The sequence below is a fragment of the Streptomyces sp. NPDC005955 genome (assembly GCF_042871255.1).
GTDB lineage: Bacteria > Actinomycetota > Actinomycetes > Streptomycetales > Streptomycetaceae > Streptomyces.
In genome coordinates this window covers 75,500-94,725 of record NZ_JBIAIF010000004.1, presented here as the reverse complement: position 1 = coordinate 94,725, position 19,226 = coordinate 75,500, and the positions used below count along the sequence as shown (strand labels likewise).

Genomic DNA, 19,226 nt, shown 5'->3' with positions numbered 1-19,226 from the left:
TTGGACATCGTCACCCCCGTCAGCTTCGCCGAGGTCCTCGCCGCCTATCTGCGGGACCACCCGGTGGAGCGCACGCACGAGGCGAACAGCAACCCGGAAGGGGTCGAGAGCCTGGAACGCGCCGATCAGCTCAAGGGCGGCTGGTGGCACGTACGGCTCTCGCGCGCCGACGTGCTCGGCGTCGTCCTGCCCTGGCACCTCAGCGAGGGCGGCGCCCGCGAACTGGTGCCGCGGACCGGACTGACCGTCGCCGAAGCGGCGGGGCGCATCCGCTCCGACGGACCCCCGTGGTACCGCGCCAACCCGGTCTGCGCGGCGAAGCTCGCCCTGCTGGAGTGGGCACCGTTCACCCCCGTCTTCCTGAGCACCAGCCCGATGGACCACTCCGACTACTCCGACCTCCTGGTCCGGGAAGGACTGATCCACATCGACGGCCTGCACCGCATGATCTCGTGGGAGCTGGTCGGACGGTTGCCCGAGGGAGCGGAGCTGGACGCGTTCGTCTCGGGCACCCTCCCCGACACCCCGCCGCCCGACCCGCGACGACACCGCCCCCGGGCCGGAACGGGGGACGAGCGGGCGTGACCTCAGCGCTGCGACAGACGTGGTCGACTCGGTCCACCGGTTCGCTGCCCGAGCTGCTGTCGTCCGTCGCGAGGGCCCACCCGCACCGTCCGGCCCTCACCGACGGCACCCGCGCCTTCGACTACGCGACGTTGGACGCCGTGGCCAACCGGGTCGCGGTCCGGTTGGCCGAACACGGCATCGGTCCGCACGACCGGGTGGCCCTCGTCGGGCCCAGGGACGCCCGGATGCTCGCCCTGCTCCACGGAGTCCTCCGTTCGGGAGCCGCGGCCGTGCTCGCCGACCCCGAGTGGTCCGCCCACGACCTGGGCCGGCGCCTCGACACCGCTCGGGTCCGTCGCGTGCTCAGCACCGACGCACCGCCCCCCGGTGCGCACCCCTGCCCCACGGAGCGGCTGGACATCGACGGATGGGCCGCCGCCGGACCCGCGGGCGCGCCGGCGCCCCGCGCCCCGGGCGCGGCCACCGACCTGGCCTACCTCTCCTTCACCTCCGGCTCGGGCGGACAGCCGAAGGCCGTGGCCGTCACCCACGCCAACGCGGTCCACTACGCACGGGCGTTGGCGAACCGCCTGGGCTACACCGCCACCGACCCGCCGCGGATCGCGCACGTCACCACGCTCGCCGCCGACCTGGGCCACACCGCCTGGCTGCTCGCCCTCGCGGTCGGGGGCTCCGCACACGTCGTCTCCGACCGGGAGGTCCGCGACCCGACCGCCTTCTGGGCAGCGCTGCACCACGCCGGAGCGAACGCGCTGAAGACGACGCCTTCGCACCTCGCCGCGCTGCTGGAGTGCCGGCCGCCCACCAGCCCGCCGCTGCACACGGTGCTCCTGGGCGGTGAGCCGCTGTCCCGCTCGTTCGCCGCCACCCTGTTGGACACGGGCGTCACGGCCCGCGTGGTCAACCACTACGGCCCCACCGAGACGACCGTCGGCGCCACCTGCTTCCTCGCCTCGACGGCCCGCCAACTCCCCGCCGACGAAGCGACCGTCCCCATCGGAACGGGCATCGGCGAGGTCGCCCTGAGGATCGTGGACGGCGACGGACGGCCGGTCGTCGACGGCGCCGTCGGGGAACTGCACATCGCGGGGAAGGGCGTCAGCGCCGGCTACTACGGTCGCCCCGCCGAGACCGCACGGAGCTTCGCCCACCTCGACGGACGGACGACCTACCGCACCGGAGACCTCTGTCGTCGCCGCCCGGACGGGAACCTCGTCTTCGTCGGCCGCTCGGACCGGCAGGTCAAGGTCCGGGGCTTCAGGGTCGACCTCGCCGAAGTCGAGCGCGTCATGCAGGAGTTCGCCGGCGTCCACCAGAGCGCCGTGCTGCTGCGCGACACCGGGGTCGGCCGGCAACTCGTGGCCGCGGTACGCCTGGTCGCCGGCGCCGGTGCGGCGATCGAGGAGCTCAGCTCCCACCTGCACGACCGGCTGCCCGGCTACTCCGTCCCCCAACCGATCGTGGCCCTACCGGAGTTCCCGATCGGCCCCAACGGAAAACTGGACCGCGAGCGTCTGGGCGCCCTGCTGACCGGAGCCGTTGAAGCCCGGGCCGGGCGGGCGGCCCCGGGACGGGGCGCGCCCCTGAACCGCCGACTCGACGGGCTCGCCCGGGCGATCACCGACTTCTGGGCCGGCGCACTGGGCCTGCCCGCGGTCGGGACGCACGCCGACGTGCTCGACCTGGGCGGCGACTCGATCCTCGTCATGCGCACCATCGCGTTCCTGCGCAGGTCCGGACTGCACCTGGCGTACGAGGACTTCTACCGTCGTCCGACCGCGGCCGAACTGGCCGCGACCGCCGTCCCGCTGCACACGGACGCCCCGGGGAACGCCGCCGCCCGGACCGACGGCGGAGGCCGGACCCTGGCCCCCGCGCAACGCTGGCTGTTCGGGCAGTCGATCGAGGACCCCCGGCACTGGAACCAGTCGGTGGTCCTCAGATGCCGGTTGCCCGTCGACCCCGCGGCCCTCTCGGCGGCCCTCACGGCCGTGCTGGAGCGGCACCCCGCACTGCGGCGACCGATCACCCGGGACGGCTACGGCGCGGCCCGGCCGGCTCGGGAGGTGGAGGCGCTGTCCTTCTCCCGGCTGCACCCGGGGGCGGGCCCGCTCGCACGGACCGTCGAGGGCGTCTGCACCGCACTCCACCGCAGCCTCGACCCCGCCGCGGGCCGACTGGTGCGCGCCCACCTGTTCACGGGGCCGCCCGGCACCGACGACCGACTCGCCCTGATCGTCCACCACCTGGTCGTCGACGGCCTGTCCTGGCGCATCCTGTTGGACGACCTCGCCCACGCCTACCGGGCGGCCCTCGACGACGAACCGGTCGACCTCCCGCCGGCCCCGGACTTCTACCGGTGGGCCGAACAGGCACCACCGGCACCCGCCCCGTCCACCCCCACGCTCCCGGCGCCCGTCCCCGGGCCGGCCGCCGGTACCGAACCGGCCGCCCTCGTCTGGACGCTCGGTGCACGCGGCACGGCCCGTCTGATCGAACGGTACGGCGCGGGCCCGGACCTCGAAGCGTTCCTGCTCGCCGCGTTCGCCGATGCGACCGCCCGCGGAACGGGCCGCCCCCGACTCGCGGTCGAAGTCGAGACGCACGGTCGCGACGGCGCGGGCGGCACCGGCGACTACCTGGACACGGTCGGCTGGTTCACCGCGGTCAAGCGGATCGTGGTCGAACCCCCCGCTCGCCCCGATCCCCCCGGCCCCTCCGCCGGCGACACCGCAACGGGACCCGCGGCGCCGCACGCCCGGGCACGGGCCGTCGGACGCCGCCTGCGGGACGTACCGGTCCTCCCGATGGACGTGGCGGGCCCCCGCCCCGAAACGGGGTTCAACTTCCTGGGGACCTTCCGGCTGCCCGACGAGCCGGCACTGGACTGGACCGTCGCCGACGAACAGGCCGGAGCGGCCAGGTGCCCCGGGGGAGACCCGCTCTACGCCCTGCGCCTGACCGCCCGCGTGGTCGAGGACCGACTGGTGGCCGACCTGGTGTACGCCTCCCCCCGCACCAGCCGCTCGACCGCGGAACGCATCGCCGGTGCCTTCGCCCGGACCGTGGCGACCGAGACCGGAACCGCGGTCGTCCCGCCCGCCCCGACACGGCTGTCGACCTCCGGCCAACTGCTCTACCCCGGCCCCAGGGCATCGGTGGCCGTACCGGGTCGTCTGACGGTCAGCGAACCCGCCCGGGTCCTGCTCACCGGCGCCACCGGCTATCTGGGCGGCCACCTGCTGACCGCGCTCACCGGTCGCGGCGCACGGGTCGTCTGTCTGGTGCGCGCCGAGGACGACACCGCCGCGGCCCGGCGGCTCGGCGCGCAGGACGACCGGGTGGAGGTCGTCGCCGGGGACATCGACCGGGAAGGGCTGGGCCTCACCCCGGGCGCACTCGACCGGGCCCGCACGGCCCGGATCGTCGTGCACGCCGCCGCCGACGTCCGACTGGTCGCCTCACCCGTCGACTTGGCACGCACCAACCACACGGCCGTACGGCGGCTCCTCGGCTGGGTCGACGCGCACACGCCCACGGCCCGGTTCCACCACGTGTCGACGCTCGCCGTCTCGGGCGGCGTCCACGGGCCCGCCCGACGGTTCAGCGAGGCCGACCTGTGGATCGGCCAGCACTTCCGGACCCCGTACGAACGCACCAAGTTCGACGCGGAGGAGACCGTCCGGGCCTGGGCGGCGACCGGCCGACCGTGCTTCGTCCACCGCAGCGGCCACATCGCGGCGCACAGCCGCAGCGGCGCCTTCCAACCCAACATCGGGGACAACCGGATCTACCAACTCATCCGCGGCTACCTGCTCGCCGGCGCCGCGCCGCGCCGACCACGGACCGCCTTCGCGTTCTCCCACGTCGACACGGTGGCCGCCGGGATCGCGGCGCTCGCGCTGGACCCGCTGTCGGCGCCCGGCACCTACCACGTCGAGACGCCGCACGAAACGCCGCACGACGAACTCGTCGGGTGGCTCGCCGCCCACGGCCACCCGATCGCCCTCACCGACGACGCGACGTTCACCGCGGCCATCACCCGGGCCGAACGCAGCCATCCGACCGCGGCCGGACTGACCGTGGCCTGGTCCGCGCAGGAGGAGCGCAACGTCACCGTCGACAGCTCCTACACCACGTCCGTACTGGACCGGCTGGGCGTCCGGTTCACCCCCGCCACCCCGCAGTGGTGGTCGGCCGCGCTGCACTGGGCGTCCGACGTCGGGTTCCTCCCGCCCGGCGGGCCCGTCGACCGCACCGCCTGACCGGGGCCGCCGCACGGCCGCCCACGCGCACCCCGCCCCACCGACACACAGAAGGCAGGCCCCGTGTCCCAGCTGTCCCCGGTGCTCAAACAAGCCACCTCCGTCGTCGCCACCCGGGGCGAGGGCGTCCACCTCTTCGACGCCGCAGGCCGCCGCTACCTCGACTTCACCGCGGGCGTCGGCGTGACCAGTACCGGACACTGCCACCCGCGGGTGGTGGAGGCGGTGCGCGAGCAGGCGGGCCGGCTGATCCACGGCCAGTACACCACCGTGCTGCACGACCCCCTGCTCCAGCTCACCGAACGGCTCGGCGAGGTCCTGCCCCCCGGCCTCGACTCGCTGTTCTTCGCCACCGCGGGCACCGAGGCGGTGGAGGCGGCCCTCCGGCTCGCCCGGCACGCCACCGGCCGGGCGAACGTGATCGTGTTCGAGGGTTCGTTCCACGGCCGCACCATGGGGGCCGCGGCACTCACCACCGCCGGCACCCGCTTCCGCGCCGGCATCGGGCCCGTGATGCCCGGCGTCGCCGTCGCACCCTACCCGTCCGCGTTCCGCCTCGGTCTGAGCGAACCGGAAGCGGTCGACCACGCCCTGCGCGGACTCGACCGGGTCCTCGCCACGGTCAGCGCCCCCGCCGACACCGCCGCGATGTTCGTCGAACCGGTGCTGGGCGAGGGCGGCTACGTGCCCGCCCCGGCCGGGTTCCTGGCCGCCCTGCGCGAACGTGCCGACCGCCACGGCATCCTGCTGGTCGTCGACGAGATCCAGACCGGTTTCGGCCGCACCGGCAGGTTCTGGGCCCACCAGCACCACGGGGCGGTCGTCCCGGACGTCCTGATCACCGCCAAGGGCCTGGCCAGCGGCTTCCCCCTCTCCGCGATCGCCGCGCCGACCGAGCTGATGCGGCGCGCCTGGCCGGGGTCCCAGGGCGGAACCTACGGCGGCAACCCGGTGGCGTGCGCCGCCGCGCTGGCGACGCTCGACGTCATCCGCGACGAACGACTGGTGGAGAACGCGGCCGAGCAGGGGGCCCGGCTGCTCGACGGAGCGCGGGCGGTGGCCGCCGGGGTGCCGGCCCTCGCGGACGTCCGCGGCCTGGGACTGATGGGCGGCAACGAGTTCCGCCACCCGGACGGCTCTCCGGACCCGGACACCGCCCGGTACGCCCAACAGGCTGCTGCCGAGTCGGGTCTGCTCCTGCTGACCTGCGGCATCGACCTCAATGTGGTCAGGATGGTCCCGGCGCTGGTGGTCTCCGCCGAGCAGATCGACGAGGCACTGGCCCTGTGGTCGAAGGCCGTGGACCTGGCGACCGCCCGGACGAACCCTCAGTAGGCCCCGAAGAGCGCGCCCGACGACGAGAGGAAGTGGCACGTGACGCGTGATGACACCGTGTCGGAGATCGGCTGGAGCAGCACGGAACTGGCGCACCGCAGCGCACTGTGGTCGCTGCCGCTCGACCCGGACGAACGACGGCTGCTCTGGGCCGACGCCCGGGCCGGCCACTGGGACCGTGCGGCGCCGGTCCGCAGCCGCCTGCGTGACTTCGTACGGCGCAGCACCGATGCCGTCGGCATCGCCCACGTCAGCGGGTTGGGGGACCCTGCGGCGCCGGAGGACGACCTGGTGCCGGCGCTGTCGTTCCTGCTGCGGGACTTCGGCGAGATCGTCGCCCAGAACGCGGAGGGCGACCTCAGCCGGGTGCTCCGCGACCAGGACGGGGACGGGGCCACCGAGTTGGGGTTCCACTGCGACACCTGCGACCTGCTCGTCCTGTTCTGTCTGCGACCCGCGGCACGGGGCGGTGGGCTCACCAAACTGGCGAGCGCGCGCCATGTGCGGGACATCATCCAGCGGGAGCGGCCCGATGTGCTCGTCACGCTCGGCGAGGACTGGACCTTCGACCGCACCGGTCGGGCCGGGCCCCAGGTCATCGTTTCCCCGATCCTGTTCACCCAACGGGACGGCACCGTCGGCTGCTACTACCAGACCCGTACGGTGCGGTCGTCGCCCGAACGGGGCGGCCCGCCGCTGACGGCCCGTCAGTGGGAAGCCCTCGACGTCCTCGACGAGGTCCTGTACCGGCCCGAGATCGCCTTCGGCCTGCCGATGGCCGCGGGCGACCTGCTGATCATCCGCAACAGCCGCGTCCTGCATGGACGTTCCCCGTACGTCGACGAACCCGGCCCACGGGCCCGGCGGATGCTCAGGATCTGGATGAACACGGGGACGAACACGGGGACGAAGACGGAGGACGCATGACCACCAGCACACCGGTCGACGGTCGGATCGCCCTGGTGACCGGAGGCGGCAGCGGACTCGGCAGGGCCAGCGCCTTGGCGCTGCTCGACGCCGGCTGGTCCGTCGTCGTCGCCGGCCGGCGCAAGGAAGCCCTGGAAGAGACCCTCACCCTGGCGGCCACGGATCCCTCGCGCACGCTCGCCGTCCCCACCGACATCAGGAACCCCGACGAGGTCGCCGCACTGTTCGACACTGCTCGCCGCCGGTTCGGCCGGCTGGACCTGCTGTTCAACAACGCCGGCGCCGCCGCCCCGCGACGGCCCATCACGGACACCCCGTTCGACGACTGGAACCGGGTGATGGACACCATCGTCACCGGTGGCTTCCTCTGCGCACGCGAGGCGTTCCGGGTGATGAGCACCCAGTCCCCGGCGGGGGGACGCATCATCAACAACGGAGCGCCGTCCGCCCACGTGCCACGACCGAACTCCGTGGCCTACACCGCCGCCAAGCACGCCGTCCTCGGGCTCACCCGGGTCCTGTCCCTGGACGGCCGGCGGCACGGCATCGCCTGCGGACAGATCGACGTCGGCAACGTCGCCCCGTTGGACGGCGGTCCGCAGCCGGCCGCGCTCCAGGCGGACGGCACGACGGCGGTGGAGGCCGTCATCCCGGTGGAACGCTTCACCGAGGCGGTCCTGCTGATGGCGTCCATGCCGCTGGACACCAACATCCAGTCCCTGACCGTCCTGCCGACCACCATGCCGTTCGTGGGGCGTGGGTGAACCGTGCTGGTCAGTGCCCGCTCCTTCGACGAGTACCGTGCGATGTTCACGCTCACCGAACACGACCTCACCCTGCGCATCCTCGACTGCCCCGGCGGGGCCGCGGGCTTCGTCGCCGAAGCCGGGCGGCTCGGGGTCGACGCCCGGGCCGTCGACCCCGCGTACGCGCACGACCGGCGCCGACTCGGCGAACTGGCCCTGCGGGAGGTCCAGTACAAGCACACCGCCCTGGTGGCCGAGGCGTCGAAGTACGTGTGGACCTGGTTCGGCGACCCCGAGCGCTACACCACGATCCGGACCGGGGCGGCCCGTGCCTTCCTCGCCGACGTCACCGCCCGGCCGGACCGCTACACCGCGGGTTCGCTGCCCCGACTGCCCTTCCAGCAGGACGCGTTCGACCTCGTCCTCAGCTCCCACCTGTTGTTCTCCTACGGCGCGCGCCTCGACGAGGCGTTCCACCTCGGCGCGCTGCTCGACCTGGCCCGGGTGGCCCGGTGGGAGGTGCGCCTGTTCCCGGTACTGCTGCACACCAGCGACCTCCGGTACGGCGCACTGGACCGTCTGCGGGGGGAGCTGGCGGACCGGGGCGTCCCGAGCCGACTGGAGCGGGTCGCCTACGCGTTCCAACCGGGCGGCGACGAGATGTTGGTCCTGTCGTGCACGGACTACCGACCGCCCCCGGGGCCCACGTCGAGCGCCGAAGAGCTCGTCGTCGGCGCGGCCGATCCGGTGCGTTGGCGTCACCGGGAGACGCCCCCCGCCGAAGGGCCCCGTCACCTGCGGGGGGCGACGGGGAACGGCTCCGCCCCGTCAGCCGAAGGACTTCCGGAACGTCTCCTCGAAGGCGGCCCGCACGATGTCCCCCACGGCCTCCCAGCGCAGGCCGCGCTCCTCGACCGCACCCGTTAGCTCCTCCTTGAGCTCGTCCCAATGCCACGTGCACCAGAAGTCGACGTCATGGGCGACGGCTTCCCAACCCCCCGATTCCCGGTACGCGAAGTCGCCGGCCCGCCCTTCGGCCTCTTCCCGTGCCGCGCTCACCAGCTCTGCTACGGCCGTCGCCTCGGCGCTCGAATCGCCCACCGGGTGCCCTCCCCTGAATCCACGCTGATCGCGCAGGTCGTACGTCGTTCCGCGGAAGCTAGCAGGAATCGCTCAGCGGGACGCCCGCGACGACGTGCCGCCCGTGGCGGACCGTTCCGCGAAGAGGTCACCGAAGCGGTCGGTGAGTTGCGCGGCGAGCCGGGCCCGCACCAGGGAGAGCCGCTCGATGCGCCGGTCCAGTTCCCGCAGCCGCTGATGGCTCACCTCCGCGACCGCGCAGTGACCGGGCTCCCCGTCCCCGGCCCCGTCGTCGCCTGCGGCGCCGTCCAGGAGATGGGCGAAACTCCGCACGTCGGCGACGGTCAGGCCCGCGCGGAGCAGTTCACTGATGGTGCGCAACTGCTCCAGGTGCGCGGCCGTGTAGAGCCGGTGGCCGCGGGAGGTGCGCCCCGGGCGGAGCAAGCCCTGCTGTTCGTAGTGGCGCAGCGCCCGAGGGGTGAGCCCCGTGGCGTGCGCCGCCTCGCCGATGCGCATGTCGTCTCCTCGGGGTGGCGCCGTCAGAGCTCGATCAGTACCGCACCGACGTGGCGCCCGTCGAGCAGGTCGCACAGGGCCCGCGGAGCACGCGCGATTCCGCGCAGCAAGGTGTGCGGGACGGTGAGGGAGCCCTCGCGCAGCCCCCGGCCGAACTCCTCGGCCCACTGCGGGAGCGCGTCGAGGTGAGCGAAGCCCGGGACTCCGCGCACGGTGATCCCCCGGTTCAGCAGCGTGGCCGTGTCGATCCCGGTCGTGGCGGTGCCCGTCAACTGGCTGGCCAGGCTCCCGACCAGCGCGATCCGCGCGCCCTGCCGGGCGTGGGCCAGCGCGGCCCGCACCTGGTCCCCGCCGACCACGTCGACGACGGCGTCCAGTCCGTCCGGGGCGACCGAGCGCAGTTGCGCATCGAGGGGACCCGCCGAACGGACGACGGCCGCGTCGTAGCCGAGCCGGCCGGTCAACACCTCGGCCTCCTCCCGGGTGCTCGTGCTGCCGATCACCTTGGCCGCGCCGCGCAGCCGGGCGAACTGGCCGGCCATCGAACCGACTCCGCCCGCGCCACCGGTGACGAGGACGGTGTCCCCGGGGCGGACCTCCGCGCCGCGCACCACCCCGAGCCACGCCACGAACCCCTGGGAGAGGTGGGCGGCGGGATCGGGGAGCACGTCCAGGTCCAACGGTTGCAGCCCGTCCGCTCCCACCACCGCGTACTCCCGCCATCCCGCACCGTGCTCGACCAGGTCTCCCGGGGTCAGCGAACCGGGCGGAGCGGTGATCACCTCGCCGACGGCCGGCCCCGACAGGACGGCACCCGGGGTGTAGCCGGGCATGGGGAGGTCACCGTCCCCCTCCATCAGGGTGCGCATCACCGCGGTGACGCTCATCAGCCGGTTGCGCAGCAGCACTTGTCCCGGCGCGGGCACGGGGAGGGGCGCTTCCACCAACCGGAAGTGCCCTGTGGTGAGCGGGCCTTCGGGTCGGCCGACCAGATGGACCTCACGATGGGTGGCGGGGAGCGGGGCCTCGTTCACGGTGGTCTCTTCTCGACACGGGGACGGCGAGCCGCGGAATGCGGCCGCGACGACGACGCTAGGACTTGACGCACGCGTCAAGTGCAAGTCGCCGCCCTAGCGGCCGTCCTGCCGGCGCGGGGGCCTTGAACGCGATGTCGGAATGGCGCCAGTACGGGGTGGGGGGACGGACCAGCATGTTCCTCGAACCCGTTCGGAACAGCGCGGGGCCCGGTCAGGGCCCGGTGCCGAACGGGAAAGCAACTGGTGTCAAGAGAAGGACAATCATGGATCTTCAGCTTCTGGACCGGGTCGCCCTCGTCACCGGCGCCTCCAAGGGCATCGGGCTGGCCGTCACCCGCTCCCTGCGGCAAGAGGGCGCCAAGGTGGTGGCGGTCTCCCGCCGGACGACGCCGGAACTGGAGGACCTCCGCGGAGCCGGCCTCCTCCACGTGTCGGCTGATTTGATGGACCCGGACGCACCGGGTCGCGTCGTGGACCGCGCGATCGAGTACTTCGGTGGGCTGGACGTCCTGGTCAACAACGCGGGCGGCCCGCCGCCCGGCATCACCATGCCGCGCTCCGGGTTCCTCGGCGGTGACGACGCCGCGTGGCAGGCCATCTTCGAGTTCAACCTGTTCTCGGCCGTGCGCATGACCCGGGCCGCGATCCCCCGCATGATCGAGCGCGGCGGCGGCTCCGTCATCAACGTGTCCACCGGTCTGGCCCGCCAGCCCGCGAGCGTCAACATCGAGTACGGAGCCGCCAAGGCCGGGCTCTCCAACCTCACCAAGGCACTGTCCGAGGAGTTCGGGCCCCGGGGGATCCGGGTCAACACGGTCTCCCCGGGCGCGGTGCGCACCGCGTGGTGGACCGAGGAAGGGGGAGCCGCGGACGTCATCGCCGCGATGGCCGGCGCGGATCGGGACACCGTCCTGGAGACCCTGGCCCCCCAGATGATGGGCCAGGTGACGGGCCGTCTGATCGACCCCCAGGAGGTCGCTGACACGATCCTGCTCCTGGCCTCACCGCGATCGGCCAGCACGATCGGCGCCGACTTCGCCGTCGACGCCGGGTTCCACAAGAGCTTCTGACGCGGGAGGTCGTTCGGCTGCCCGCACCTCGACGGGCCGCCCGTTCTCCAGGGGGCGGCGAAGGGCGGGCGGCCCGTCGAGGCGCGGTCCGCTCCCGTCCTGCCCGAGCACGGCGGTCACCCGCCCGCGGCCCCCTCACCCTCAACCGGCGGCGAACTCGCCCTCGATCCACTGGGCATCCGTCAGGTAGCGGCGGTCGTGCCCCTCCGCCACGTGTCGGCTGAACGCCGGGTGACCCGCCGCGGCCTGCTGCCGCATCCACGCGACGAGCGCCCTCAGCCGCTGCGCCGCCGTGGCGGGCAGCCGGGCCCGTTCCGTGCGGGACAGGCCGTAGGCGTCGGCGAACAGGGCGAGGCGGCGCCGCGCTTCCGGAATCGGCAGGGTGTGCTCCACCTCGTCGGGGGCGTACAGCGGAACGAAGCGGTAGGCCGTGTAGGCGGCGTCCCACAGCCGGGGGCCCGGATGAGCCGTGTCGAAGTCGATGAAGGCCACCGGAAGTCGGTTGCGGAACACCGTGTTGTACGTGGCCGCGTCACCGTGGCAGATCACTTCCACCGGTTCGCGCGGGGGCAGCTGCCAGACGTCGCCCCGCTCCCGGACGAAGCCGACGGACGCGTCATGGAGACCGCGCAACAGGTGCCCCGCGGCCATCAGCGACGCATCGCTGCGCACGTCGGACGCGGCGAAGTCGTGCCCGACCCCTCCGGGCAGGTACTCGACCAGTTCCTCGCCCCCGTCCTCGCTGAAGCCGTACGGACGGGGCGCGCCGGTGAAGCCCGCGTCACGGAGCTGGGCGAGCAGACGCTGGACCGTGACGCTCCAGGGACCGGCCGGGCGTCGGACCAGGCCGCCTTCCCGGACGACCCGGTTCACCCCGCCGACGAGCACCTCTCGATCTTCCATCAGGCAAGGCTAGCGAGGGGGGAACCCGTCGGCAGCCGAGTTCCGGAGGGCCGGGGGAGCGACCCGTGCCGCGGCGTTGTCAGTCCCGGGTGCGAGGATCTCCCGCATGGTGACGTGCACGTACTTCTCCGCTCCCGACGACGGGTCGGCCCTGGGAGTCCTCGACGCGTTCGGTGGCCCGGACCGCACGACGTTCGACGTGGTGTCCCTCAAGGGCATCGACCCGGTTGTGGTGATCGCCCAGTTGGAAGCGGTCCTGACCGCCTGCACGTACGAGGAGGCGCGCGGGCGCCCCCGCTCCGGGCAGCTGCTCTCCTCTCCCGAGGCCGAGGACGCCTTCGTCATCAGCGTCTCCGACACCTTGCAGGAAGCACTGGCCTCGGCGGCTCCCTCCTCCTTGAGCGAGGCTGCCGGACCGTGGTGCGCGTCGGACGAGCTCCAGGAGCTCGGGACCACCCCTGAGGAGGCCATCGAGGTACTGGAGAGCCTTGCGGGTCTGGCCGGCCGCGCACGCGCAGCGGGGTCCCGTCTCTACTGCTGGTGGGCCGTGTGACGTGGGGTGACGCCCGCGCGGGACCGGCCGGTCCGGGCGAGGGGCGGGAGGATCAGCGCCCGCGCGCCGCGCGGTTGTGCCGTGCCACCGCGAAGAAGGAGCGTTTGGGTTCCCAGTGGTACGGCGACGCGGGGTCCTCGTGGTCGCGCCTGATCACCTTCACCACAGAGAACGACGCCATGTCCAGGTCGTACCGGGGCTGGGGGGAGTGCGGGCTGTCCCGGGCGATGAAGCCGTAGAGCCACGCCCCGTGGAACCCCTCCCGTTCGAAGACCTCGAGCATGTTCGTGATGTGCTCGGCCTGTTCCTGCTCGTCCCGCTGGAGGTCCCCCTTGACCTCGGGCACCGGCTTGTCCCAGTCCACCACCGACCAGCCGTCGCCGCCCCGTTCGGCCGCTCCGCGGAAGGTGCAGCAGCCGAACTCCAGGATCGTGACGGGCTTGTTCCAGCGCCGGAAGGGGGCGAGCTCCCTGGTGTAGTCACGGGGGTCGCGGTGGAACGCGTAGTAGTTCACCCCCACGATGTCGAAGAGGCTCCAGTCGATCTCCTCCAGGCCGGCGGCGGCGCCGTAGGTGATGCGGCCGTGGAAGTGCGCGCGGGCCACGGCGACGGCCTCGCGGACGAAGTCGTTCAGCCGCCGCATGATGGCGGGGTAGTCGAACTGTCCCTCGATGAGGTGCTGCATGCGGTCGAAGAAGGTCGCCCCCGGCACGATTCCCGGAGCGAAGAGGACGTACTCGCAGCCGACGGCGAGCACCACCTCGGGCCCGTGCGAGGTCCGCAGCTGTTCCGCCAGCCGGGCCGTCCGGGCCAGATGGGCGAGGATCTCCGCCTGCGGATGGTCGAACAACCGCGGCTGGAGCGTCACTTGGAGTCCACGACGCAGCGCCTCGCGGGAACTCAGTTCGAGCCGGTCGAGATCCGATCCGCAGACCATGACCGCGTTGCAGTGCAGCCCGCGGTCGATCGCCCGCAGGTCGGTCCGCATCAGGGAAGCCGTCCACAGCTCGGGAGGCAGGTGACCCGGTCCGTGGGAGGTGCCGGTGTCGTAGACGACGCCCCGGTACGTGAGCCCCTGCCCGGCGCGTCCGGGTACGCCCCGGCCGCCCACGGCAGCGGCCGCCCCGGGCGCGACCGCCGACCCGGCCACGGCGAGCAGGCCGAGCGCGGCCGCCCGTCGGAGGAAGGCAGCGCGATGCATCGTGCCTGGCTGTGTCACAGCGTCTCCCGGCTGTAGGTCCTGCCCTTGTCCATGTCCCCCAGCGTGGTCCGTACGGGGCGGCGGGATCATCCGTCCTGAGTCCCTGCACGGCTGACGTAAGTCGCTCGTACGGCGCGTCCGGTCAGCCTTCCGTCGTTCCTCCTCACGACTCCTGACGGCCCCCACCCGTGCCCCGCAGCAGACCCGGAGGTCCGCCCCCCGCTGCACCGCCTCTCCGATCAAGTGCCGGAGACGGAAACGGGGTTGGCGTCCGTTGCGCACCCCCACGACCCAAGACATTCCTTGACAAGAATATTCGTCACCAAGAATACTTTGAGGCATGGAAGCGCTCCTCGCCGCTCTGGCCGACCCCGCCCGCTGGCGCCTCGTGAACCTCTTGGCCGAACGCCCCCGCCCGGTCGGTGTCCTCGCCCAACTCGCCGGGGCGCGCCAACCCCAGACGACCAAGCACCTGCAGATCCTCGAACGCGCCGGCGTCGTCACCTCGCAACGCACCGGCCAGCGCCGGATCTATGCGCTCCGGCCCGGTCCGCTGCACGACTTGGCCGCCGAGTTCGATCGGCTCGCCGGCACCGCGGACCAGATCGGTGGCGCACGGGCGACCTATGAGCGGTACGGGCTCAGCCTCCAGGCGGAGCGGGGCGCCGCGGAGGGGGCGGGGTGGGCGGACGGCCGCACCTTCAGGTTCCTCCAGCCGCTGGCGGGCCCTCCCGAAGCGGTCTGGCGTCATCTGACCCAACACCCGCTGCTCACCCGGTGGTGGACCCCCGACGACCTCCGCGTCTCCGAACTGCTCTTCGAGGCACGACCCGGCGGGCGGATCGTCCAGGAGTACCGCGACTCCGAGGACGTCAACGCCTCGGACCGGGTCGCCGGGCGCGCGGAAGGCGTCGTCGACGACGTGCTCCCCGGCGAGCGCCTGACCTACCGGCTCTCCCCGCTGCTCCCCGACGGCAGCCCCGCCTTCACCGCCCACGTCGACATGAGCCTCGGCCCCACCGACCTGGGCACCGACCTCCACGTCCACTGGCGGATCACCGACAGCACGGTCGATGCCGCGGACTTCATCGCGGGCATCGAGATCGGCTTCGGCCAGAGCCTGGACAGGCTCGCGGCGAACCTCGCCGCCGAGTCCCCCGACACCGCCCCCACCGATACGACCGACACCGATGCGGGGAGTGCGCGATGACCGACTCGACCGACCGTAGGGTGACCGCGAACCTGAGCCTCAGCCTCGACGGGCGCTACCACGGCCCCGCCGGGCCCGACGACTTCTCGATGTTCGCCCCGTACGTGACGACCGAGGTCGCGCGCAACCACCTCACCCGCATCTGGGAGGGTGCGACGGTGGCCCTGCTCGGTCGGATCAACGCCGAAGGGTTCCTGTCGTACTGGCCGTCGGTCGCCGCGGACGAGAACGCCGATCCGCGTGATCGCGGATACGCGAAGTGGTTGGTCGACACGGAGAAGGTGGTCCTCTCGACCACCTTGACCGAAGCCCCGTGGGCACGCACCCGGCTGGCGAACGCGCCGGCCGCGGACGTCGTCGCCGAACTCAAGGCCACCGGCGAGGGCGACATCCTCGTCAACAGCAGCCCCAGCGTCATCAAGGCACTCCTCTCGGCCGATCTGATCGACCGGCTCCACCTCATGTTCTTCCCCGAGATCGCCGGCGGCGGACGGCGGCTGTTCGACGACGGCCTGCCTGCTTCGCGCTGGACGCTGACCCACCAGGAGGTCGGCACACGGGGAGAGATCGCCATGGTCTACGACCGGGCGCGCTGAACCGGCCCGTTCGGCGTGCCACGGGTCGAAGGAACTCCGTGCCCGCCGTCGGTGACATGCGATGGCATGCGGTGGCCGGGGCGGGGTACCCGCATCACCGGAAGCAAGCACCGCAGATCGATGACAGGAGTCAGATCGTGCACGCCTCCAAGAGCCTTTCAGCCCTTCGCGCCCCGTCCTCCGCTCCGGCGCTCGCCCTGGTCAGCGTCGTCTCCGGGGTCCTCGGATTCATCACCCTGAGCCTGCTGCTCGGCCCGCTCGCCGTGCTCACCGGCTACCTCGCCCTGACCCAGGACGGCACCTCCGGTAGGGCCCTGGCGAAGACGGGCATCCTCCTCGGCATCACGGTCCTCGTCCTCTACGCCGTCCTGCTGGCGGCCCGGCCCTGACGGCACGGTCGGCCGAGACGGACGGGGACCCCGGGTGAGTACAGCACGCTGACCGGCTCGCCCCGCAGCTGGGGCAGTCCGGCCGCCACTGTCAGCCCTTGCCGGCATTCGACGAGGTCCGCGCGGTACAGCGGCCAGCGCGGGTGGTCGTTGGGCAGGTAGGCGACCCCGGTGGGGAAGGTGTTGTGCAGGCCCCACCGGGCGGTCAGGAAGTGCTCCAGTTCCGTCGGCTCCTCGACGCGTTCGCCCTTCCGTATCGTGAGGTGGCTGCTGATGCCGCGGGGACCGGGCCAGCGACGACGGCTGGTGTAGGCGAGGGTGTCGCCCGCGGAGCGCACGGACATGCGGGACCAGACGTACGGGAGCCGGAACCCCGCCCGCCCCATGATCACCGGTACCAGCCGGGAGGCGTCCATCGAGCGGAACACCACGCCGCGCCGTCCGTCGGCATCGACGGAGTACAGGCGTACGTTGGTCTCCGGAAAGGCGCCGAAGTAGGGGATGCCGGGCAGCCGGAACCAGCCGACCCGGTGCATCCGGAAGGCGACCAGACCGACGTACGTCGTCCCCCCGAGGGTGTCGGGCACCGTCCCGGCCGGTAGCAACCGGGCCACGAGCTCCGGTTCCACGGCCCAGTGGACGAAGGCGAGGTCCAACCACCACTGGGTGAGCAGCGGGCTCGCTATCGCCGCGGGGGCGTCCGGGGTGACGGGGTCCGGGAGGTGCGGTGCGGTGGGCATGGTGTCAGCATCACAGACCGACCGGAACCCGAGGGGGCGGCGGTGTCGTGAGGCCGTTCCAGGGGCAAGGGCCAACGGGGCCACGTCCACCCCGTGTTGGCGCCGGACCGCCCCTGCCCGCGATGTGCGCGAGGTCACCGCAGGTCCTCCCGCAACGGGGCACGGCCGTGTCCCGCCGTGGCCTCACAGGGCACTCGGGCCAGTTCCACGGGGGTGGAGGACATCGACCAGTGACCGGTGCCGAGCTCGCGACGGTGGCTGTGATCAGCACCCGTCGCTACAGCTCGTAGTCCTGGGCCAGTTCCTCCCAGTCGATGCCGCGCAGAGCAAGGTCGGCGTCCTCGCCCGCGGGTATCTCGGGCACTGGCTGGAACCACGCGACGACGAGGACGGAACCGTCCATGGACGGATCGAGCGCCGCGGAGTGGAAGACGCCGACGCACGCCACTGCGGGCAGCACCTCAACGGGACCGAAGGCGCCGGCGGTCTCGGCCGGGTACTCGCGGGAGGGCGGAACGAGATGGACCGGCCTGGAGGAGGATGCACGCTCGGCCTGTCGCTTGAGCGAAGCGACCTTGAAGTCGTTGATGCGCTTGCACGGATAACCCTCCAGCATCCCCTCGTAGGTCGAAGACATCCGTAGCTCGGAGAGCCCGATCGAACGACCGGACAGGAGGACGGTGTGACCAAGTGACATGCCGGCACCCTATGCGCACGATTCACCTCCGACACACGGCCTAGCGAGGGGTGAACGGGGGCAGCGCCAGCGGAGGGCCGCCGGGAAGCGGTCGGAAGGGCTGCGCTGGAGCGGACGATGAGGGTCGAATACCCGTATGCCTCCTTCACCGCACCGCCGCCCGCGCTTACGCCGATCTCCACGGCCCACCCGGCCCACCCGATCAACCGTTCGCGCCGGTTCGCGGGGCGACGCCGATTCCGTGAGGGGGAGCGGCGACCTCGACTGGGCCCGTCGGATCGAGTTGGTCTCCGTCCTGGCGGCCTCCATCGCGGCGATCGGCGGGCTCTGGTACTCCAACGTCCAGGCTCACCATGCCAATGAGCAGGCGCGGGAAGAGAGGATGCTGCACAAGGAAGGGCAGGTCACGGACCGGTACACAGCCGCGGTGGACAATCTTGGTGAGAACAAGGTCGATGTGCGGCTGGGCGGTGTCTACGCCCTCCAGCGGATCATGCAGGATTCTCCTCGCGACCAACCCACCGTCGCCAACATCCTGGCCACGTACGTGCGGACCCACGCCACTGCCCCGCCTCCGAAGGGGCAGGACCTACCCGCTGATGTCCTCGCCGCATTCATCGCTCTGACGGCCCGTGACGTCTCCTACGATCAGGGCTTCCTCCCGAACCTCCGTGGCGCCAGGCTCCCCCGGGTGGATCTCACCTCCAGTGCGCGGGGTGCGAAGGCCGCTCTGGGCGAGACCGACCTCCGCGGCGCGGACCTGCGCCACGCGTTTCTGTCTGATGCGGACCTGTCCGGGGCGAATCTGGACAAGGCAAACCTAAGGCGAGCCGCGTTGGATGGAGCCGATCTCCGTGAGGCCGGTTTGGCGAAAGCAGACCTGCGTGACGCCAACCTCTACGGCGCGCTCCTGAACGGTGCGGGCCTGCCGCACTCGGACCTGCGCCGTGCCAACTTCAGGGAAGCGAGGATGATGGCTGCCTCTCTGTACCGGTCCGACCTGTCCGGTGCCTATCTGAGTGACGCGGACCTGCGCCGGGCGCAGTTGGTGGGAGCGGATCTGCGTGGGGCGGACCTCACTCGTGCGGACCTCCGCAAGGCCGACCTCACCGGTGCGGACCTGCGTGGGGCGGACCTGCGGAACGCGACCGTCACGAAGAAGCAGATAGACACCGCCCGCACGGATGACACCACGAAGCCGCCGCCCGCCCTCACCTGAGGGTGCACGGTGCGCTCACGGAGCGTCGGTCCTGCACGGGCGAACGGGGCGCCGGCAGGAGCCCGCCGTGCCGGGCCGAGTGCTCCCGGAGAGCCGCTGTTGCTGGACACGGAGCGCGTTCGTGTCCAACGCCGCTGGTGAGGCGGCGGACGAT

Annotated in this window: 18 protein-coding genes; 12 read left to right on the top strand and 6 right to left on the bottom strand. The window is 72.5% G+C overall.

Annotated elements, in window-relative coordinates; translation table 11 throughout:
* The 6 genes from ACFYOU_RS12160 (at position 1) to ACFYOU_RS12135 (ending at position 8,788) form a co-directional block, all read left to right on the top strand.
* Positions 1–585, top strand: a complete 585-nt coding sequence (locus tag ACFYOU_RS12160; RefSeq protein WP_389766875.1) for a DUF6309 family protein — start codon at positions 1–3, stop codon at positions 583–585.
* The gene (locus ACFYOU_RS12155; RefSeq protein ID WP_391305115.1) at positions 582–4,853 is read left to right on the top strand and encodes an amino acid adenylation domain-containing protein; all 4,272 of its coding nucleotides are present in this window, start codon (positions 582–584) and stop codon (positions 4,851–4,853) included. The genes ACFYOU_RS12160 and ACFYOU_RS12155 overlap by 4 nt, the downstream gene beginning before the upstream one ends.
* A 63-nt stretch (positions 4,854–4,916) precedes the next feature.
* Positions 4,917–6,188 (top strand): aminotransferase class III-fold pyridoxal phosphate-dependent enzyme, encoded by a 1,272-nt coding sequence (locus ACFYOU_RS12150; protein ID WP_391305114.1) that lies wholly within the window; start codon positions 4,917–4,919, stop codon positions 6,186–6,188.
* A 39-nt stretch (positions 6,189–6,227) separates the two neighbouring features.
* Positions 6,228–7,115: a TauD/TfdA family dioxygenase gene (locus ACFYOU_RS12145; protein ID WP_391305113.1), complete on the top strand. Its 888-nt coding sequence runs from the start codon at positions 6,228–6,230 to the stop codon at positions 7,113–7,115.
* Positions 7,112–7,879: an SDR family NAD(P)-dependent oxidoreductase gene (locus tag ACFYOU_RS12140; RefSeq protein ID WP_391305111.1), complete on the top strand. Its 768-nt coding sequence runs from the start codon at positions 7,112–7,114 to the stop codon at positions 7,877–7,879. Before ACFYOU_RS12145 ends, ACFYOU_RS12140 begins: the two co-directional genes overlap by 4 nt.
* 3 nt (positions 7,880–7,882) lie before the next feature.
* Positions 7,883–8,788: a hypothetical protein gene (locus tag ACFYOU_RS12135; RefSeq protein ID WP_391305110.1), complete on the top strand. Its 906-nt coding sequence runs from the start codon at positions 7,883–7,885 to the stop codon at positions 8,786–8,788.
* A 246-nt stretch (positions 8,789–9,034) separates the two neighbouring features.
* On the opposite strand, the gene ACFYOU_RS12130 is transcribed toward ACFYOU_RS12135, so the two are convergent.
* The gene (locus ACFYOU_RS12130; protein WP_391305109.1) at positions 9,035–9,457 is read right to left on the bottom strand and encodes a MerR family transcriptional regulator; all 423 of its coding nucleotides are present in this window, start codon (positions 9,455–9,457) and stop codon (positions 9,035–9,037) included.
* 23 nt (positions 9,458–9,480) lie between these two features.
* Entirely contained in the window at positions 9,481–10,491 is a 1,011-nt protein-coding gene (locus tag ACFYOU_RS12125; protein ID WP_391305107.1) for a zinc-binding dehydrogenase, read from the bottom strand.
* A gap of 266 nt (positions 10,492–10,757) precedes the next feature.
* Here ACFYOU_RS12125 and ACFYOU_RS12120 point away from each other — a divergent pair, with 266 nt between their 5' ends.
* A complete protein-coding gene (locus ACFYOU_RS12120) occupies positions 10,758–11,564 on the top strand; it encodes an SDR family NAD(P)-dependent oxidoreductase (RefSeq protein ID WP_391305105.1) in 807 nt (268 codons plus the stop codon).
* 141 nt (positions 11,565–11,705) lie between these two features.
* Here the strand turns inward: ACFYOU_RS12120 and ACFYOU_RS12115 are convergent, their stop codons facing one another.
* Positions 11,706–12,467: a phosphotransferase gene (locus ACFYOU_RS12115; RefSeq protein WP_391305103.1), complete on the bottom strand. Its 762-nt coding sequence runs from the start codon at positions 12,465–12,467 to the stop codon at positions 11,706–11,708.
* 106 nt (positions 12,468–12,573) lie between these two features.
* Between ACFYOU_RS12115 and ACFYOU_RS12110 the strand changes: the two genes are divergently transcribed.
* A complete protein-coding gene (locus ACFYOU_RS12110; protein ID WP_391305102.1) occupies positions 12,574–13,020 on the top strand; it encodes a hypothetical protein in 447 nt (148 codons plus the stop codon).
* 52 nt (positions 13,021–13,072) lie between these two features.
* Here the strand turns inward: ACFYOU_RS12110 and ACFYOU_RS12105 are convergent, their stop codons facing one another.
* Entirely contained in the window at positions 13,073–14,221 is a 1,149-nt protein-coding gene (locus ACFYOU_RS12105; protein WP_391305101.1) for an abortive phage infection protein, read from the bottom strand.
* Positions 14,222–14,561: 340 nt separating this feature from the next.
* Between ACFYOU_RS12105 and ACFYOU_RS12100 the strand changes: the two genes are divergently transcribed.
* From ACFYOU_RS12100 to ACFYOU_RS12090, 3 genes are all read left to right on the top strand, one after another.
* Positions 14,562–15,431, top strand: a complete 870-nt coding sequence (locus ACFYOU_RS12100) for a metalloregulator ArsR/SmtB family transcription factor (RefSeq protein ID WP_391305100.1) — start codon at positions 14,562–14,564, stop codon at positions 15,429–15,431.
* A complete protein-coding gene (locus ACFYOU_RS12095; RefSeq protein ID WP_391305098.1) occupies positions 15,428–16,027 on the top strand; it encodes a dihydrofolate reductase family protein in 600 nt (199 codons plus the stop codon). The genes ACFYOU_RS12100 and ACFYOU_RS12095 overlap by 4 nt, the downstream gene beginning before the upstream one ends.
* Before the next feature lie 137 nt (positions 16,028–16,164).
* Positions 16,165–16,416: a DUF4190 domain-containing protein gene (locus ACFYOU_RS12090; RefSeq protein ID WP_391305096.1), complete on the top strand. Its 252-nt coding sequence runs from the start codon at positions 16,165–16,167 to the stop codon at positions 16,414–16,416.
* Here ACFYOU_RS12090 and ACFYOU_RS12085 read toward each other — a convergent pair.
* A complete protein-coding gene (locus ACFYOU_RS12085; RefSeq protein ID WP_391305094.1) occupies positions 16,386–17,156 on the bottom strand; it encodes a DUF2071 domain-containing protein in 771 nt (256 codons plus the stop codon). The genes ACFYOU_RS12090 and ACFYOU_RS12085 overlap by 31 nt on opposite strands.
* A gap of 277 nt (positions 17,157–17,433) precedes the next feature.
* Positions 17,434–17,853 (bottom strand): hypothetical protein, encoded by a 420-nt coding sequence (locus ACFYOU_RS12080; protein ID WP_391305093.1) that lies wholly within the window; start codon positions 17,851–17,853, stop codon positions 17,434–17,436.
* 283 nt (positions 17,854–18,136) lie between these two features.
* On the opposite strand from ACFYOU_RS12080, the gene ACFYOU_RS12075 reads away from it, so the two are divergent.
* Entirely contained in the window at positions 18,137–19,072 is a 936-nt protein-coding gene (locus ACFYOU_RS12075) for a pentapeptide repeat-containing protein (protein WP_391305091.1), read from the top strand.
* Positions 19,073–19,226 lie beyond the last annotated feature (154 nt).

Bases quoted from the DNA above. Each gene is read 5' to 3' on its own strand.
- ACFYOU_RS12140 (WP_391305111.1), top strand. From the start codon at position 7,112: ATGACCACCAGCACACCGGTCGACGGTCGGATCGCCCTGGTGACCGGA.
- ACFYOU_RS12130 (WP_391305109.1), bottom strand. From the start codon at position 9,457: ATGCGCATCGGCGAGGCGGCGCACGCCACGGGGCTCACCCCTCGGGCG.
- ACFYOU_RS12120 (WP_391305105.1), top strand. From the start codon at position 10,758: ATGGATCTTCAGCTTCTGGACCGGGTCGCCCTCGTCACCGGCGCCTCC.
- ACFYOU_RS12115 (WP_391305103.1), bottom strand. From the start codon at position 12,467: ATGGAAGATCGAGAGGTGCTCGTCGGCGGGGTGAACCGGGTCGTCCGG.
- ACFYOU_RS12110 (WP_391305102.1), top strand. From the start codon at position 12,574: ATGGTGACGTGCACGTACTTCTCCGCTCCCGACGACGGGTCGGCCCTG.
- ACFYOU_RS12105 (WP_391305101.1), bottom strand. From the start codon at position 14,221: ATGCATCGCGCTGCCTTCCTCCGACGGGCGGCCGCGCTCGGCCTGCTC.
- ACFYOU_RS12100 (WP_391305100.1), top strand. From the start codon at position 14,562: ATGGAAGCGCTCCTCGCCGCTCTGGCCGACCCCGCCCGCTGGCGCCTC.
- ACFYOU_RS12095 (WP_391305098.1), top strand. From the start codon at position 15,428: ATGACCGACTCGACCGACCGTAGGGTGACCGCGAACCTGAGCCTCAGC.
- ACFYOU_RS12085 (WP_391305094.1), bottom strand. From the start codon at position 17,156: ATGCCCACCGCACCGCACCTCCCGGACCCCGTCACCCCGGACGCCCCC.
- ACFYOU_RS12080 (WP_391305093.1), bottom strand. From the start codon at position 17,853: ATGTCACTTGGTCACACCGTCCTCCTGTCCGGTCGTTCGATCGGGCTC.